We start from the raw sequence: 14,636 nt of genomic DNA, 5'->3' as shown, positions 1-14,636 counted from the left end.
GCTTATACGTAACAAAAAAGTTAACCCCTGTTTGTTGCTGCCCTTGCAATGCTTGAAAGAATGATAAGAGCCACCAGGTTTTTCTCTTGATAAGCCGATTGATTGATTTTCAGAGACGCTTGTGATTTCAAGAACCGTCTGGATGAATAACCAATTGTTTTGTGCTCAAAGAAATCTTTCTGCTTAATTATTAAAACACTTCGCAACCCTACCTCAATCAGATACTCTGTATCTCCCCAATCCATAATAAAATTCAATTTTCCGCGCCCTGCGTTAATCGTATCAATATCTGCGACCTTTAAACCGTTTTCACGCACTTCCCAGGCTCTTGTCATGGATGAAAAATGAAAATTGGTTTGAGTCACGGTATAGCTTTTATCCTCGATGAAATCTTTTATATTAAAATTAATATTCCTCCACCCTGACTTTATTGGATGATCAGTAAAAGTCCGTTCCGTAATTCCTTTACTAATATTGTCTACTGTATATTTCATCTCCAATTCATTTTTAAGTTTAAAGGTTGATGGAAGATCATGCTGGATAGTCACATGATTTTCCTCCAGCTTCACCATCCCCTTTTCACTTGGCGAGGTTAGTCTTTTTATTAGTAAGATAAAGAGGATGCCAACCAGAACAAAACTTATGATTCGTAAAATTTCAAACATGCAATCTGCTCCTATCGATGCTCATAGAGTATGTAATGCGGACTTCTCGTTTTTTAAATCATATTGATTATCTTTGACACTGATAATTAAATAGGGTGTTAGATGCTTTGATAAGGACAACCCCTAAAGTTAAATATTCCTTCATTGCCTCTTTATTAAACTTAAAGAGATTTAATGAATGAAATCTTATATGAATGAGTCAAAACGATACGAAATGATAAGACTATTCTCTTAAAAGATTTTCAGGAATGTATATAAAAATGCTTTAATTTATTTAGATAGAGTTATTACTACCATAGGGCGCTAACTAATCTGCAAACCAAATTGCTAACAAACATAGTGTATAAAAAAAGAGCTCCCCTTATAGGTAAGCTCTCGTTTTATACTTAGACTCTTTGGTAAATATTCCCACGAAATAAAACAACGAGACCGATGAAAATTGCGACTAACGCAAAACTCAATAACACGTACTGAATGGACAAGCCGCCCTCAACGAGTGACGGAATGACTCCATAGGCAATCGGGTCAAAGCCATTCATGGCCAGGTAAATGAGACTCATCACGCGTCCAATTAGTTTTGGATCGGTTGTTTCTTGTGCGGAAGTGAAGAAGGGAATCGTGATGATCGGCATGGCTAAACCGATAAAGAACACGATTAGCGTCAACCAAAATAAGTCGGTAATTTGACTGAAAAAGAGTAGGGTTGCTGCGGCTCCTAATAAGCCATAAATTGATGTTTTTCCTCTATTTTTAATTTGAACAAATCCTATGATCGCTGAACCGATGACCATACCAATACCTAAACTCACTTCTAGATAACTAAGGTTAATAGGTGTTCCTCCATAAAGGTCAACGACGAGGGGGATGGATACAATAATTGCCCCCATAATCAGGAAATTAAATGAGATTAAGACGACGATCCCTGTAATAAGGTAACGCGACTTAAATACATGTACTAAACCTTCTTTTAAATCGAGAAGCGGCGTATGCTTTACTTTTGCTTCGACGGGTGTTTCTTTAATAAATGGAGGAAATACAAGTACGGTTGAGATGGCTACTAATAGCGTCGCGACGAGGTAACTGGTCGCTACCGTTCCGAACTCCATGAAAACGCCGGCGAGTAATGGACCTAAAATAAATGCAAATTGGTCTGTGCCCTGAAACCATGCATTCGCTTTTTGCATCTGCTCCTGATCGACAATCTTAGGAATCATCGACGTTTTTACAGGTCCGAAAAATGCATCAATCATCCCAAAGAATAACGTGAGACCAAGCATGAGCAAAAATGTCATATCATCGATCGCAACAAAATAATAAATGATTGCTAAGATGATTACTTGTGCTAAGTTCGCACTAAACATAATTGTCGTTTTCTTAAAGGTGTCGGCTAGTACGCCCCCAAAGACCATCATAATTAACCGAGGGACGGTTGCTGCAATTAATATCATTCCTAATTGACTCGCTGAACCAAGGTCTGTCACCACATACCAAGTGGTCGTTGTAATAAACATGCTATAGCTTGCGATGGTCGTTAATCCTGCAAATAATAACAAGACGAACGTGCGATTTTTTAATAACGGTGTTGTGTTCGTTTGTTCCATATCTGTATTCTCCCTATCGTGGTTTTTACGATCCTAAAATAACGAGAGAACATACAGAAATCATCCATTGTTCGTTTATCTACTATAAAAAAGACCATGCTTGAACACAGCACGGTCTTAACGTTCTCGTTTGAACAGTAAGGCGATGCACTCTGATGTTCTCTACTAATAAATACAAAGGCCTTAAAATTTTGCATAGGAAATAAACTTCGCCTAATGCTGAAATTTTGAAAGGGTCCTTTTCAATTAACGTTTATTAGTTTTGAACACTCAGTAACATGCACACACCTCGTTTCGTGAAATTCTTATGTAAATTTATCATAGGTGTCGTCGTTTTGCAATTTTATTAGATGAAGGCGGCTCTAGCATTCTCGCTCCATTTTTTAATCTAAGGATCTTATCATTTATAAGTCTAATGTGAAGTGTATCAATCGTGTGAATGACAATGTGCACTAGATTACGAACCTCTTGTTTTTGTTACAAAGTAATGAATACATGTTTACAAAATTGAATAAAGTGTGAATAAATCTATTAACGAGTAAAAGAAGCTATGAAGGATCTAAAGTTCCTGTTTCTCCCTTTTACATAGTGTTAAGGTGTTTATAGAAACATGATTCCACAGAAAAGAAGGTATTCTTTCACTAGCGGTGTTCTTGGTACAGCGGGCGGAACAGGCACCGGTGGTCTTGCAGGCGCAGGTGAACCATACGAACCGTCGTGAGCAGTCTTAGCGATTGAGCATTTGGTTGAAGAGTCTTTTTAATAAAATGAAATATTTATCTATTATAGATGCACTACCTTACATTTGGGTGGTGCGTTTTTCATGTCTTGCAGGTGTCAACATTGTCATATCATCATCCTGTTTGTCACCTGAATCGCACGATCTAAGGTTTGTCGAGCGCTACACTGAACGTAACCTATGTTTGTTAATTGAAGGAAGGTGACAATCGATGATGAAGAAAATCTTGATTTCGTGTTTTGTTGTCATTCTTGCTATCGCAAGTCTATATGTCTTATCGCGTGAGACGTTCGATCGCTTGAATCCATTGCTTTCTGAAGAGTATGTATATGTTGAAATCGTTGGAGAACCTTCTGATGATGGAAGGTATACGTATGAACTGGATGGAGTGAACGAGGGTGACGAGACAAAACGCGTCGTATTTAGTGTGAGTACGAGGCTTGAAACGGGTACATTTGTAAGAGTATTAGCAAAAGGAAGATATACAAAAGAATATCAATTTATTAAGGAAGAAGACATGCCGTAAATAATCCTTGATAAAAATGTCTTCCTTATAAGTGGCATTCCAACATATAAATAGGGTAAAATTGGAAGATGTAATTTTCGGTTAATTCAGAGTGAAAGGAAGGGTGAGGCCCATTAAACATAAATGGGGGATGATCGTTATTGGCATCATGCTCATTGTTACGCCTGTAGCAATGTATGTGTTCAACTTGTTTCCTGGTGTTTATACCTATGAAGAAAGGGACGCAGATCTTTTGGTTACGAAAGGGGTGTTAAATCAAGAGTCGGTTTCATTAAGTAAAAATGAATATAGTGAACAGGAGCTTACGTTTGTAATGAATTCAGTTGATGCCTTACAAATGAGAGGGTTCCTATTTAGTTCTTTAATTGCGATAAACATTGGTTTTGTCATTTTAAACTGGAACAAGTCCAAGCTGCGATTTGTTTTGATAGGAGTGGTCTTGTTGTTACTTCTTATTTTCTCTTTCTTCTATATTGATCAGTTGCAATCAATAAATAATTTTTTGATGGAGTGATGATTTGCAGAAGGTGTTTATGTGGTCCGTAGTTGGAATTGCAATGAGTTTAGTCATGACAGGGTGTGGTGGTACTGATGAATTGGCGGAATCGCCGTCTGAAATAAGTGTGACGTTACGTGATTCGGATGGTGCGATCGAGCAAGAGGCAGGCGTTGTCTGTTGGCAGGATTGTACGGATAATCATGTTGGTTTTCACATTGATCACATTGAAGATGCTGTATGGAATGATTCAGAGGTAAATCAAATCGCTGCGGAAGAAGTGACGATACATGTGGAAGAGGGAAATTCTCCAGACCAATTACTTTTTTTCGCTAATGTCCGGGGAGAGCGAGGTACAACAGGTTACAATCAACATCTGACTTCAAACGTAGTAAAAATTGGGGAAGGATCGTCGGACTATATGATCGGAGCGCAGTGGTATAATCCTAACGATGAACTAGTTGGGGATGTTTATACTGTTTTTAAAACAGAATGACTGGAAGCCTTCTCGTTGTGATGAGAGGCTTTTTTCTGTAAAGCGTGCAACAAAATGACTATGCTAATCGTCTTAATTTTACTTTTTAGTGGTAATTCATTGACAATGGTAACGTGTACAAGCATCATAGACTTTGTAGGTTTTTAACGGAAATTGTCATATAAAGGGAAAGGTGTTTCTATTCTAACTATATTGAGGAGATAAAGTAAGATGGAAGAGAATCAAAATGTGAAAAAGCGGCGAGGGCTGTTTCAAAAGTTCTTAGATTTTGTTGAGAAGAGCGGAAATCGTCTTCCACATCCAATTACGTTATTTGCGATTTTGGCGCTTGTCGTCATGATTGCTTCTGCAATTGCGTCGAGCTTTAATGTGAGTGTCCAAGATCCTGTTGATGGGGAGACTGTTGAAGTTTTCAACCTGATGTCCGGTGAGGGAATTACATACATATTTACGAGTATGGTTGATAATTTCATTAATTTCGCCCCATTAGGCGTTGTGCTTGCGACGATGATTGGTATTGGAGTTTGTGAGCGAAGTGGTTTAATTAGTGCGGCATTGAGAGGCTTTGTCTTATCGATTCCAAGTCGTTTGGTTACAATGGGCCTTGTTTTTGCTGCGATTATGTCTAGCGTGGCATCCGATGCAGGTTATGTGGTCCTTCCACCGCTCGGTGCTGTGATTTATGCGGCGATGGGACGCCATCCGATTGCTGGACTTGCAACGGCATTTGCTGGGGTATCTGGTGGTTTTAGTGCAAACTTATTACTCTCTGCAACAGATCCAATGCTCGGGGAATTAACGATGGCCGCTGCGGCTACAATAGACCCTGCATATGCGGAACAAATGAACATTGCGATGAACTGGTGGTTCATCATTGCTTCTACGTTCCTATTAACAATTGTGGGGACTTGGGTTTCTGAGAAAATTGTTGAGCCTCGTTTAGGTGAATACAAAGGGGATTATCGTGGAAGCCTTGATCGTTTAAAGCCTGTTGAGAAAAAAGGATTATTATTTTCAGGTATTTCAATCTTAATTACGGCTGGCTTAATGAGTTTATTAATTGTTCCTGAGTGGGGACCAATGCGTGGCGATGATCCATCTATGCCAATTGTAAACTCGCCATTCATGGATTCACTCGTTGTTGTGATGCTGATTCTTTTCTTAATTCCTGGTCTTGTTTACGGGATTACAACAAAAGAGATTCGTAGCGATAAAGATGTGGCAAAGCAAATGACAGACACGATGGCATCGATGGGGATGTTCATAGTGTTAGCCTTTACGGCTGGTCAATTTGTGTCGTTCTTCGGTCAATCAAACTTAGATCTTGTTCTAGGTATTAATGGCGGAGAATTGCTGACTTCACTTAATATTGATGGCATTCCAGTTATTATCGGGTTCATTTTAATTACAGCCACTTTAAATCTCTTTATTGGAAGTGCTTCTGCAAAGTGGGCGATGATGGCACCAGTGTTTGTTCCGATTATGATGCAGACAGGGTATTCTCCTGAGTTAGCACAAGCGGTTTACCGCGTGTCGGATTCGGCGACAAATATTATTACACCATTAATGACGTACTTTGCAATGATTATTGCATTTGCACAAAAATATGATAAAAAGATGGGAATAGGAACGTTAATTTCGACAATGGTACCGTTCTCGATTTTCTTCTTACTAGCATGGGTGATTATGCTCTTAGTCTGGATCTTCTTAGGCGTGGAGCTAGGGCCGAATGCACCGATTTATTACGATCCTTCTTAAGAAAATGGACACCTTCTCTTACGTTGAGGAGGTGTCTTTATTGGGTTACAAGGTAAACTGTAGAAGCTCTTCTACATCGGCAACGAGCAAGATGAGACCATCAACTTCTTCTATTGATATGCTGTGTTCATCCAAGCGATCTTGAATGCTTTTTATATTAATCGTAAACGTATTTGGCGAAGATCCGATTATTAGCTCGTTCATCGTCACGGTGACATTCATTTGGTCAGGGTCAAAATCCTCTCGTGCTTGTTTATAAAAGGGAGCTTGCGCCGTTAGCGTAAGTGTTTGTTTGTCTGTCTCGATGTCGACCTCTTTTAATGAAACCACGATCCAAATAGGAACTTCGACGCCGTCGTGGTAATCGTAATAGACGGTAAATGACATAAGCTAACCCTCCTCCTGTTTTCTCTATAGTTTACAATGATTTTCTTGTTTCGGCTAAAGAGCAAAGGGGAAAAGGGTGGCGAGGTGAAGAAATGGGTGAATTGGTAATCATCAAATATTGTGGGTTCTGTGATGCGCCACTTCGTAAAGATGGGCGATGTAAAAGTTGTGGACGAGACCGCGGAAAATAAAGAACGTACATAGTTAGGATCGAGCGACGTCAAAAGGCGAGCGCTCTTTTTCTTGCGAAATGGACATAAAAAAGCGCGTTGTAACAAAAGCTAAAAGATATCACGTAAAAGGAGCCTATTTAATGATGAAAAACCGAATCATGTTGATCCTCAGTTTGTTGATGGTTTGTTCGTTTTTAACGAATGAAGCACTAGCTCAAACGGTCCCGCTTCCGCAATTGCAAGGAGAGTTTCCGAATAATGTATTTGTGAATGGAGATCGTTCAAGTAACCAGATTGCGTTAACGTTTGATGATGGGCCGGATGCGCGCTTTACAGGACAAGTGTTGGATAAGCTTGAAACGTACAATGTTCCGGCAACTTTTTTTGTGTTAGGTATGCGAGTGAATGATGATCCTGAATTGCTTAGTCGGGTACAGGCAGGTGGACATGAGATTGCCAACCATACATATTCACATCCAAACTTAACGGATTTAAGTGTGGCAGAGCTTGAGCAAGAAGTGAATCAAACAAATGAAGCGATTGAAAGTGTAACCGGATCAACGACGAGCTTATTCCGCCCACCATATGGCTTTATTACGAGAGAACAAACAGAGCGTCTTGTTGCATTAGACTACTCTATTATCGGATGGGATGTAGACACGCTAGATTGGTCTGGTATTCCAGCTGCAGAAGTGGCGGAGACAGTTTTAACGAATACGCAATCAGGCAGTATTATTTTAATGCATGATGGTGGGGACGTAGATACGGAAAACCCAGAAATTTATTCTGCTGATGCACTGGATGAGATTATTCCAGCTTTACAAGAACAAGGGTATACGTTTGTCACGGTATCAGAGTTAATTGGAAGATAAGCATTTTTACATGGGTATCATTTATGTAGAGCGTGTCTATAGAAACACTAAAAACAACCGACTCGAAATTGAGTCGGTTGTTTAACAAACGTTTCAACGTCTGCATGTGGGGTGCACGAGTTAGTTTACGTAAGCCGCTCCAATGATAATTAAAAGAATAAATAAGACAACGATTAGCGCGAATCCGCCACCGTAACTGCCGCCACCGCCACAAGCACCGCCTACTGGTCCGTAGCCGTATCCTTCATAGCCGTAACCTCCGCCGTAGTAACCCATGTGTGTACACCACCTTTGCATTAGGAATAATATACCCTATGCGAAAATCCATTTTTGGCGACAAATCTGGGCAAATGAATTTAAAAGAAGTGAATAAAAGCAGAAAAATGCGTTTATACTAGGCAAGGAAATTCATTTAAAAAAATATAAAAAAACTATTGCGCAGACGAAATCGATTTGTTATTATATAACTTGTCAGTAAGCGGCCCGTTGGTCAAGCGGTTAAGACACCGCCCTTTCACGGCGGTAACACGGGTTCGAATCCCGTACGGGTCATTGTAATATTATTTGTTTACAATGTGCTTCTGTCGGGTAAATAATATTAGTCTGGTGGTAATAGCAAAGAGGTCACACCCGTTCCCATGCCGAACACGGTCGTTAAGCTCTTTTGCGCCGATGGTAGTTGGGGGCTTCCCCCTGTGAGAGTAGGACATTGCCAGGCTTACATAATTAGCAAAGGTAAGCAAGAAGTTCGAGGACAAGAAATGCTTGAAGAAGGGAGTGTACATCAGTACACGACTGACTGAAAGACATGAATTGGACAAAGAAATTCGTGGCTTATCTGAATTAAATAAGTAGCAAAGAGAAGCAAGAAGTTCGAGGACAAGAAATGCTTGAAGAAGGGAGTGTACATCAGTACACGACTGACTGAAAGACATGAATTGGACAAAGAAATTCGTGGCTTATCTGAAGCTAAAATGGAGGATTAGCTCAGCTGGGAGAGCACCTGCCTTACAAGCAGGGGGTCGGCGGTTCGATCCCGTCATCCTCCACCATACTTTCCAAATGTGGAGGGGTAGCGAAGTGGCTAAACGCGGCGGACTGTAAATCCGCTCCCTCCGGGTTCGGCGGTTCGAATCCGTCCCCCTCCACCATTTAATGATTGGGCTATAGCCAAGCGGTAAGGCAACGGATTTTGATTCCGTCATTCCCTGGTTCGATCCCAGGTAGCCCAGCCATCGAGCCATTAGCTCAGTTGGTAGAGCATCTGACTTTTAATCAGAGGGTCGAAGGTTCGAATCCTTCATGGCTCATACGAAAACGACTTGTATAAGTCGTTTTTTGTTAGGGGCCTTAGCTCAGCTGGGAGAGCGCCTGCTTTGCACGCAGGAGGTCAGCGGTTCGATCCCGCTAGGCTCCATATGAAGAGAAGAAAGCGACCAGCTGCGTGGTCGCTTTCTTTTTATGAAAAGATCAATTGATTTATGTTTGGGTATTGGAAAGGTTTTCGTATTGATTGAGCAGGCTATCTAGCTTTCGACTCAATCTCAACATATGCGGAGAATTTAAAGAATACACTGTCGCTGAGTCGTTTAGTTCCATTCGTACGTCTTCAATTGAACGTGATAATGGACAAACAAGATGCGCATTCGACATAGCCATACCTCCCTTTCTTTATTAAGAAACAATTCGGTGTAAAAAGAGAAAAATCCTTCCATAATTAAGAAAAAAGTTAATTTTTCTGTTATTATAAAAAACGAAACTTAATTCTAGTATCTTCCGTAAGTTACATATAGGTAGGGGATGTCATGGATTCGTTAACAAAGCGCTTAATTTCGGAAATTAAACAGGGTGATGACCAAGCATTTTCAGAGTTAGTTGATTTGTACAAAGATAAGGTTTATCAAGTTGCCTATCGGATGGTGGGCCATCCTCAAGAGGCGCAAGATGTGGCGCAAGAGGCATTTCTTAGAGTATATACAAATCTAGATAAATACGATGTGAATCGTAAATTTTCTACGTGGGTCTTTCGGATCGCTACAAATGTAGCAATTGATCGTTTGAGGAAGCGGAAGCCGGATGTTCATTTACAGGACAATGTAAAAGGAACGGAAGCGATCACGTATGAGTCACAGCTTGCCGCAACAGATGATTTACCAGAGGATCAAGTGGTTCAGTTAGAATTACAGGATTGGATTCAATCTGAAATTAATTATTTACCGCCTAAATATCGAACGGCTATTATTTTAAAGTACTTAGAAGACTTATCTTTAAAAGAAATTAGTGAAGTTATGGACTTGCCAGTTGCAACAGTGAAAACTCGAATTCATCGCGGTCGTGAAGCGTTACGCAAACGTATGCGACATGTTTAAATAAGGAGGAGTGGCACACATTATGAACTGTCATTCTTACAATGAACTGATACACATTTATTTAGATGGGGATGCAACGCACGAGCAAAAGGAACAGTTATATGCTCATTTAGAAACGTGTTCCCATTGTCAAACTCATGTAAACGAACTGAAGAAGTCGATTGCTTTTATTCAGAGTTCGTCTCATATAGAAGCGCCTGCTAATTTTACAACAGGTATTATGGCAAATTTGCCGAAAAAGAAAAAGAACGGACCAAAAGTCAAACGTTTTTTGAAGAAGCATCCAATTTTAGTTGCTGCTGCGGTATTTGTTCTGATGATGTCCACGGCAGTGTTTTCAACGTGGAATCAAAATGATGGCATTGTGGTTTCTGGGAATGGTCCATTTGTCATTAATAAGGAAACCGGTGTTGTGACTGTACCAGAGGGCGCGGTAATTGAAGGTGATTTGATGGTGCGGAATGGCGAATTAGAGCTTGAGGGGGAAGTTCGCGGGGATATTCTTTTATTAAATAGTTCTTTTAACAAGGATTCTCTCTATGCGTCGCCTAACCAAGTGACCGGCGAAATCGAAGAAGTTGATCAATTTTTATCATGGATTTGGTATAACACGAAAGGCTTTTTTACCGATGTGTTTGGATTCCTCAATGGGGATAGCTGATAATTTGACGGAAACGAAGCGCCTCAGCTGAAGTTAGGCTTAGGTTTAATATCGGGAAATGATCAGTGGTTTGATCGAATTTAAATAAGAACAAACGTAAAAGAACATGGGGTTTCTGTGTAAAACGGGAACTCCTTTAACTTTATAAGAAGATAATGGTATAATGATAACGTTTGACACTGATTTGTATAGCAATGGTAAGTTGTGTCAAAAGTATAAAGAAGAGTTTGTTTATGTGGAGGGGCGGATATGCTTTCTGCTAATCTTGATCAGTTTCCGTGGCTAGTATATATCGGGCAAATTGTCGATATTTTACTTGTTACATATGTGGTTTATAAATTAATTATGATTATACGCGGCACCCGGGCGGTTCAGCTGGTTAAAGGGATTGTTGCGATCTTTATTGTCTGGTTTATTAGTAATTTTCTTGGCTTGAGTACGTTAGAGTTTATCACGAGACAGACGGCTACGTTTGGCTTGTTAGCGATTATTATTATTTTCCAACCGGAATTAAGAAGAGGGCTTGAACAACTTGGTCGGAGTCGACTCTTTAATAGTCGTTCTGCGCAAAAAGACGATGCGTTAAAGCCGACGATCGATGCGTTAGTAAAAGCATCGGTGTATATGGGAAAACGAAGAATTGGTGCATTGATTTCAATTGAGCGTGAAACAGGTTTAAATGATTATGCGGAATCTGGGATCCCACTAAATGCGAATATTTCTTCAGAGTTACTAATAAATTTGTTTGTTCCAAACACTCCTTTGCATGACGGTGCGATTGTGTTGAAAAATGATAAGATTCTTGCGGCAGGTTGTTATTTACCGTTATCTGAAGATAGTTCGATTTCAAAAGAGCTTGGAACTCGGCACCGAGCGGCCCTTGGTGTCAGTGAGGTCACTGATGCGGTTACTATTATTGTGTCTGAAGAAACAGGGGCGATTTCAATTTCGAAAAGAGGAACGCTCTATCGAGATTTAACAAAGGAACAGCTGCAAGATTTGTTGGAACAAAACTTATTAAAGCCTTCAACAACTACCGAAACACGCTGGCAGTGGGGAGGTAAAAAAGATGGATAGAATGTTAAATAGTATTTGGTTTGTAAGGATTTTGGCGTTTTTTATTGCATTAATGCTTTTCTTTATGGTGAATCAAAGCAACATTGGCTCTCCTTCTTTATTACCAGACACGCCCAGTGCCCCGTTTGTGATTGAAGATGAGTCTGTTGAAGTGATTTATGATGAAGAGCGGTTTGAACTTGTTGAAGAGCCGGGAGCAGTGGATGTTGAACTTCGAGGTTCACAAGTCTCTATCTCTTTGTTTCAAATTACAAGCAATCGTTCAACCGAAGTGTTTGTGGATGCGTCAGACATAGAAGAAGAGGGCAGGCATCAGCTAGCCGTCAGTCACCGGAATTTCCCAAGTGATCTGTCGGTTTCAATTGAGCCGCAGGTGGTATCTGTGACGTTAAGAGAACGTCAAACCGCTTCTTTTTCTGTGGATGTGCAGCTCGAAAATGAAGATGATGTTGCTGAAGATAACTCATTAGGATCTCCTATTGTCAGTCCGCTAAATGTAAACGTGACAGCGAATAGAGAGACCATCGAAGCAATTGAAGATGTGTATGTTTATGTAGATTTAACAGGTGCAGATGAAACGATAGAAGATGAGTTCCCTGTCCATTTTTATAATGAAGAAGGGCATCAACTTGATGTTCAATCGGATCCGCAGTTTGTAAATGTTACGGTGCCCTTAACGAGCCCGAATAAACTCGTACCCGTTAAGTTAATACGAGAAGATGAATTACCTGATGGATTAAGTTTTGAGGACGTAACGATTTATCCGAATGAAGTAACCGTATATGGGTCCGCAGAAGATCTTGAAACGGTTGACTTTGTTGAGAGTGAACCGATTGATTTAACAAGTATTGAGGAAAGTGGTGAACTCACTATTCCCCTTGAAGTTCCGGATGAAGTAGAGCGAATTGATCCAGAGCAAGTGACTGTTGATTTTACGCTTGCTGAAGAAGAGGAACTTGTTTTTCAATCGATTCCAATTGAAATTACAGGCGCAGACGCTGCGGTGAATTTTCATAGCGAGGCACCAAACACAGTTGATGTAACGGCATTCGGCTCGCAGTCAAGGTTGAATGATTTGCTTGATGAGGATATCCAAGTAAGTGTCGATGCATCGGGTACGCACGCTGGAGACCAGGAATTTCCCTTAAATGTTACTGGTCCTTCGTATATTCGGTTTGAACTTGATGAAAATGAAACGGTATTGCGCTTTAGCGAATAGTGTGTAAGAGTGAGTTGTAGAAGAAGGAGCGATTGCATGGGTAAATATTTTGGAACGGACGGCGTAAGAGGTGTAGCAAATACGGAGTTAACTCCTGAGCTTGCCTTTAAACTTGGTCGTGCTGGTGGATATGTTCTAACAAAAGAAGCGAGTCAACCAAAAGTTTTAATTGGTCGAGATACACGTATTTCTGGGGAAATGCTTGAAGCGGCATTGGTTTCAGGACTTATTTCAATAGGTGTTGAGGTGATGCGGATTGGTGTGATTTCGACACCTGGCGTGGCGTTTTTAACAAAGCAGTTAAGTGCTACTGCAGGTGTTATGATTTCGGCATCTCATAATCCAGTTGAAGACAATGGGATTAAATTCTTTGGTTCGGACGGTTTTAAACTTCGGGATGCACAAGAAGCGGAAATCGAATCGTTAATTGATGGCGAAGATACGATGCCACGACCAATTGGTAGTGCGCTCGGTCAAATCAATGACTATTTTGAAGGTGCACAAAAATACATGCAATTTCTGAAGCAAACGGTAGAGGGCGATTTTGAAGGGATTCATGTTGCGATTGACTGTGCCAATGGATCGGCTTCATCCCTTGCAACACATGTCCTTGCTGATTTAGAAGCGGATATTTCTTCGATGGGGGCGTCACCAGATGGTACAAATATCAATAATTGCTGCGGCTCCACTCATCCAGAAGGATTAGCAAAGCTAGTAGTTGAAAAAGAAGCAGACATCGGTCTTGCTTTTGATGGTGATGCGGATCGATTAATCGCGGTAGATGAAAAAGGAAATATTGTGGATGGCGATCAGATTATGTACATTGTTGCGAAGTATTTCAGTGAACAAGGGAAATTAAACAACAATACGGTAGTGGCGACGGTCATGAGTAATCTCGGCTTCCATAAAGGATTAGAAGCAAAAGGCATACAGACGAAACAGACGGCTGTTGGCGATCGTTATGTAATGGAAGAAATGCGTAATGGGAACTACAACTTAGGCGGTGAACAATCTGGCCATATCATTTTCCTTGAGCATAATACAACTGGTGATGGGCTTTTATCGGGTGTACAGTTGATTCATATTATGAAACAATCCGGTAAACCTTTGTCAGAGCTTGCTGGCGAGATGGAAACGTTCCCGCAGTGTTTAATTAATGTTCGAGTGACAGATCGTGATGCGGTTAAAGAGAACGAAAACGTAAAAGCCATCATTGCAGAAGTAGAAGAAGAAATGGCTGGAGAAGGTCGCGTGCTTGTACGTCCTTCAGGCACAGAGCCACTTGTTCGAGTTATGGTAGAAGCGAAAACAGATGAGCTTTGTGAAACCTATGTGAACCGAATTGTTGATGTTGTAAAAGCTGAGCTCGGTGCATGATACAACCCATCCTCCTAATCACGGAGGGTGGTTTTTTATTGATGTTTAACACGATTTTAGCCATGATCGACACAAAAGAAAAAGAACCGCATAAATTAAAATGTGAAGAACCATTGAACTTAATTGACGTGTGTTCTTCATTCCTATAATATGGAACTTGTACGAAAATGAGAAGCGTACAATAAAGCGCCAGGACTGACGAGAGATCAGTTGACGAGGA

General features: G+C 40.5%; 15 protein-coding genes, 6 tRNA genes and 1 rRNA gene. 17 read left to right on the top strand and 5 right to left on the bottom strand.

Annotation, left to right across the window (positions count from 1 at the left end):
• Positions 1–20: 20 nt before the first annotated feature.
• Both ACE1TH_RS13655 and ACE1TH_RS13650 read right to left on the bottom strand, forming a co-directional pair.
• The gene (locus tag ACE1TH_RS13655; RefSeq protein WP_375079250.1) at positions 21–665 is read right to left on the bottom strand and encodes a hypothetical protein; all 645 of its coding nucleotides are present in this window, start codon (positions 663–665) and stop codon (positions 21–23) included.
• Between the two features lie 386 nt (positions 666–1,051).
• Positions 1,052–2,266, bottom strand: a complete 1,215-nt coding sequence (locus ACE1TH_RS13650) for an MFS transporter (RefSeq protein ID WP_375079249.1) — start codon at positions 2,264–2,266, stop codon at positions 1,052–1,054.
• Between the two features lie 950 nt (positions 2,267–3,216).
• Here ACE1TH_RS13650 and ACE1TH_RS13645 point away from each other — a divergent pair.
• The 4 genes from ACE1TH_RS13645 (at position 3,217) to ACE1TH_RS13630 (ending at position 6,281) form a co-directional block, all read left to right on the top strand.
• On the top strand, positions 3,217–3,531 hold the full coding sequence (locus ACE1TH_RS13645) for a YxeA family protein (protein ID WP_255301198.1): 315 nt from the start codon (positions 3,217–3,219) through the stop codon (positions 3,529–3,531).
• Positions 3,532–3,634: 103 nt separating this feature from the next.
• Positions 3,635–4,045, top strand: coding sequence for a hypothetical protein (locus tag ACE1TH_RS13640; RefSeq protein WP_375079248.1), 411 nt, complete (start codon positions 3,635–3,637; stop codon positions 4,043–4,045).
• A gap of 4 nt (positions 4,046–4,049) precedes the next feature.
• The gene (locus ACE1TH_RS13635) at positions 4,050–4,523 is read left to right on the top strand and encodes a hypothetical protein (RefSeq protein WP_375079247.1); all 474 of its coding nucleotides are present in this window, start codon (positions 4,050–4,052) and stop codon (positions 4,521–4,523) included.
• A 210-nt stretch (positions 4,524–4,733) separates the two neighbouring features.
• On the top strand, positions 4,734–6,281 hold the full coding sequence (locus ACE1TH_RS13630) for an AbgT family transporter (RefSeq protein ID WP_099303380.1): 1,548 nt from the start codon (positions 4,734–4,736) through the stop codon (positions 6,279–6,281).
• 45 nt (positions 6,282–6,326) lie between these two features.
• On the opposite strand, the gene ACE1TH_RS13625 is transcribed toward ACE1TH_RS13630, so the two are convergent.
• Positions 6,327–6,668, bottom strand: coding sequence for a hypothetical protein (locus tag ACE1TH_RS13625; protein WP_099303378.1), 342 nt, complete (start codon positions 6,666–6,668; stop codon positions 6,327–6,329).
• A gap of 313 nt (positions 6,669–6,981) precedes the next feature.
• Between ACE1TH_RS13625 and ACE1TH_RS13620 the strand changes: the two genes are divergently transcribed.
• Positions 6,982–7,713: a polysaccharide deacetylase family protein gene (locus tag ACE1TH_RS13620; protein ID WP_255224366.1), complete on the top strand. Its 732-nt coding sequence runs from the start codon at positions 6,982–6,984 to the stop codon at positions 7,711–7,713.
• A 120-nt stretch (positions 7,714–7,833) separates the two neighbouring features.
• Here ACE1TH_RS13620 and ACE1TH_RS13615 read toward each other — a convergent pair whose 3' ends face one another.
• Positions 7,834–7,989, bottom strand: a complete 156-nt coding sequence (locus tag ACE1TH_RS13615) for a YjcZ family sporulation protein (RefSeq protein WP_099303376.1) — start codon at positions 7,987–7,989, stop codon at positions 7,834–7,836.
• Between the two features lie 204 nt (positions 7,990–8,193).
• Between ACE1TH_RS13615 and ACE1TH_RS13610 the strand changes: the two genes are divergently transcribed.
• The 7 genes from ACE1TH_RS13610 to ACE1TH_RS13580 all read left to right on the top strand — a co-directional run bounded on the left by ACE1TH_RS13610 (position 8,194) and on the right by ACE1TH_RS13580 (position 9,130).
• A tRNA-Glu gene (locus ACE1TH_RS13610) sits at positions 8,194–8,265 on the top strand.
• Between the two features lie 50 nt (positions 8,266–8,315).
• A 5S ribosomal RNA gene (gene rrf, locus ACE1TH_RS13605) occupies positions 8,316–8,431 on the top strand.
• A gap of 258 nt (positions 8,432–8,689) precedes the next feature.
• A tRNA-Val gene (locus ACE1TH_RS13600) sits at positions 8,690–8,765 on the top strand.
• Between the two features lie 14 nt (positions 8,766–8,779).
• A tRNA-Tyr gene (locus ACE1TH_RS13595) sits at positions 8,780–8,864 on the top strand.
• Positions 8,865–8,873: 9 nt separating this feature from the next.
• Positions 8,874–8,948: transfer RNA gene (locus tag ACE1TH_RS13590), tRNA-Gln, on the top strand.
• A gap of 2 nt (positions 8,949–8,950) precedes the next feature.
• Positions 8,951–9,023: transfer RNA gene (locus ACE1TH_RS13585), tRNA-Lys, on the top strand.
• 34 nt (positions 9,024–9,057) lie between these two features.
• Positions 9,058–9,130, top strand: a tRNA-Ala gene (locus tag ACE1TH_RS13580).
• A gap of 62 nt (positions 9,131–9,192) precedes the next feature.
• Here the strand turns inward: ACE1TH_RS13580 and ACE1TH_RS13575 are convergent.
• Positions 9,193–9,366 carry an aspartyl-phosphate phosphatase Spo0E family protein gene (locus ACE1TH_RS13575; RefSeq protein ID WP_375079246.1) on the bottom strand — a complete coding sequence of 58 codons (174 nt, stop codon included), beginning with the start codon at positions 9,364–9,366 and terminating at the stop codon, positions 9,193–9,195.
• A gap of 152 nt (positions 9,367–9,518) precedes the next feature.
• Here ACE1TH_RS13575 and sigW point away from each other — a divergent pair, with 152 nt between their 5' ends.
• The 5 genes from sigW (at position 9,519) to glmM (ending at position 14,416) form a co-directional block, all read left to right on the top strand.
• Positions 9,519–10,082 carry an RNA polymerase sigma factor SigW gene (gene sigW / locus ACE1TH_RS13570; RefSeq protein ID WP_099303372.1) on the top strand — a complete coding sequence of 188 codons (564 nt, stop codon included), beginning with the start codon at positions 9,519–9,521 and terminating at the stop codon, positions 10,080–10,082.
• Positions 10,083–10,092: 10 nt separating this feature from the next.
• The gene (locus ACE1TH_RS13565; RefSeq protein WP_375079245.1) at positions 10,093–10,743 is read left to right on the top strand and encodes a zf-HC2 domain-containing protein; all 651 of its coding nucleotides are present in this window, start codon (positions 10,093–10,095) and stop codon (positions 10,741–10,743) included.
• 249 nt (positions 10,744–10,992) lie between these two features.
• On the top strand, positions 10,993–11,820 hold the full coding sequence (cdaA, locus tag ACE1TH_RS13560; protein WP_099303370.1) for a diadenylate cyclase CdaA: 828 nt from the start codon (positions 10,993–10,995) through the stop codon (positions 11,818–11,820).
• The gene (locus ACE1TH_RS13555; protein ID WP_375079244.1) at positions 11,813–13,039 is read left to right on the top strand and encodes a CdaR family protein; all 1,227 of its coding nucleotides are present in this window, start codon (positions 11,813–11,815) and stop codon (positions 13,037–13,039) included. Before cdaA ends, ACE1TH_RS13555 begins: the two co-directional genes overlap by 8 nt.
• A gap of 36 nt (positions 13,040–13,075) precedes the next feature.
• Positions 13,076–14,416, top strand: coding sequence for a phosphoglucosamine mutase (gene glmM, locus ACE1TH_RS13550; protein ID WP_099303366.1), 1,341 nt, complete (start codon positions 13,076–13,078; stop codon positions 14,414–14,416).
• The last annotated feature ends 220 nt before the right edge of the window (positions 14,417–14,636 follow it).

The organism is Shouchella sp. JSM 1781072, assembly GCF_041949915.1.
In the GTDB taxonomy this organism is placed as follows: domain Bacteria; phylum Bacillota; class Bacilli; order Bacillales; family Bacillaceae_D; genus Shouchella.
Note: the sequence above shows the minus strand (reverse complement) of the source record. Positions and strands in the feature narration are given on the sequence as shown.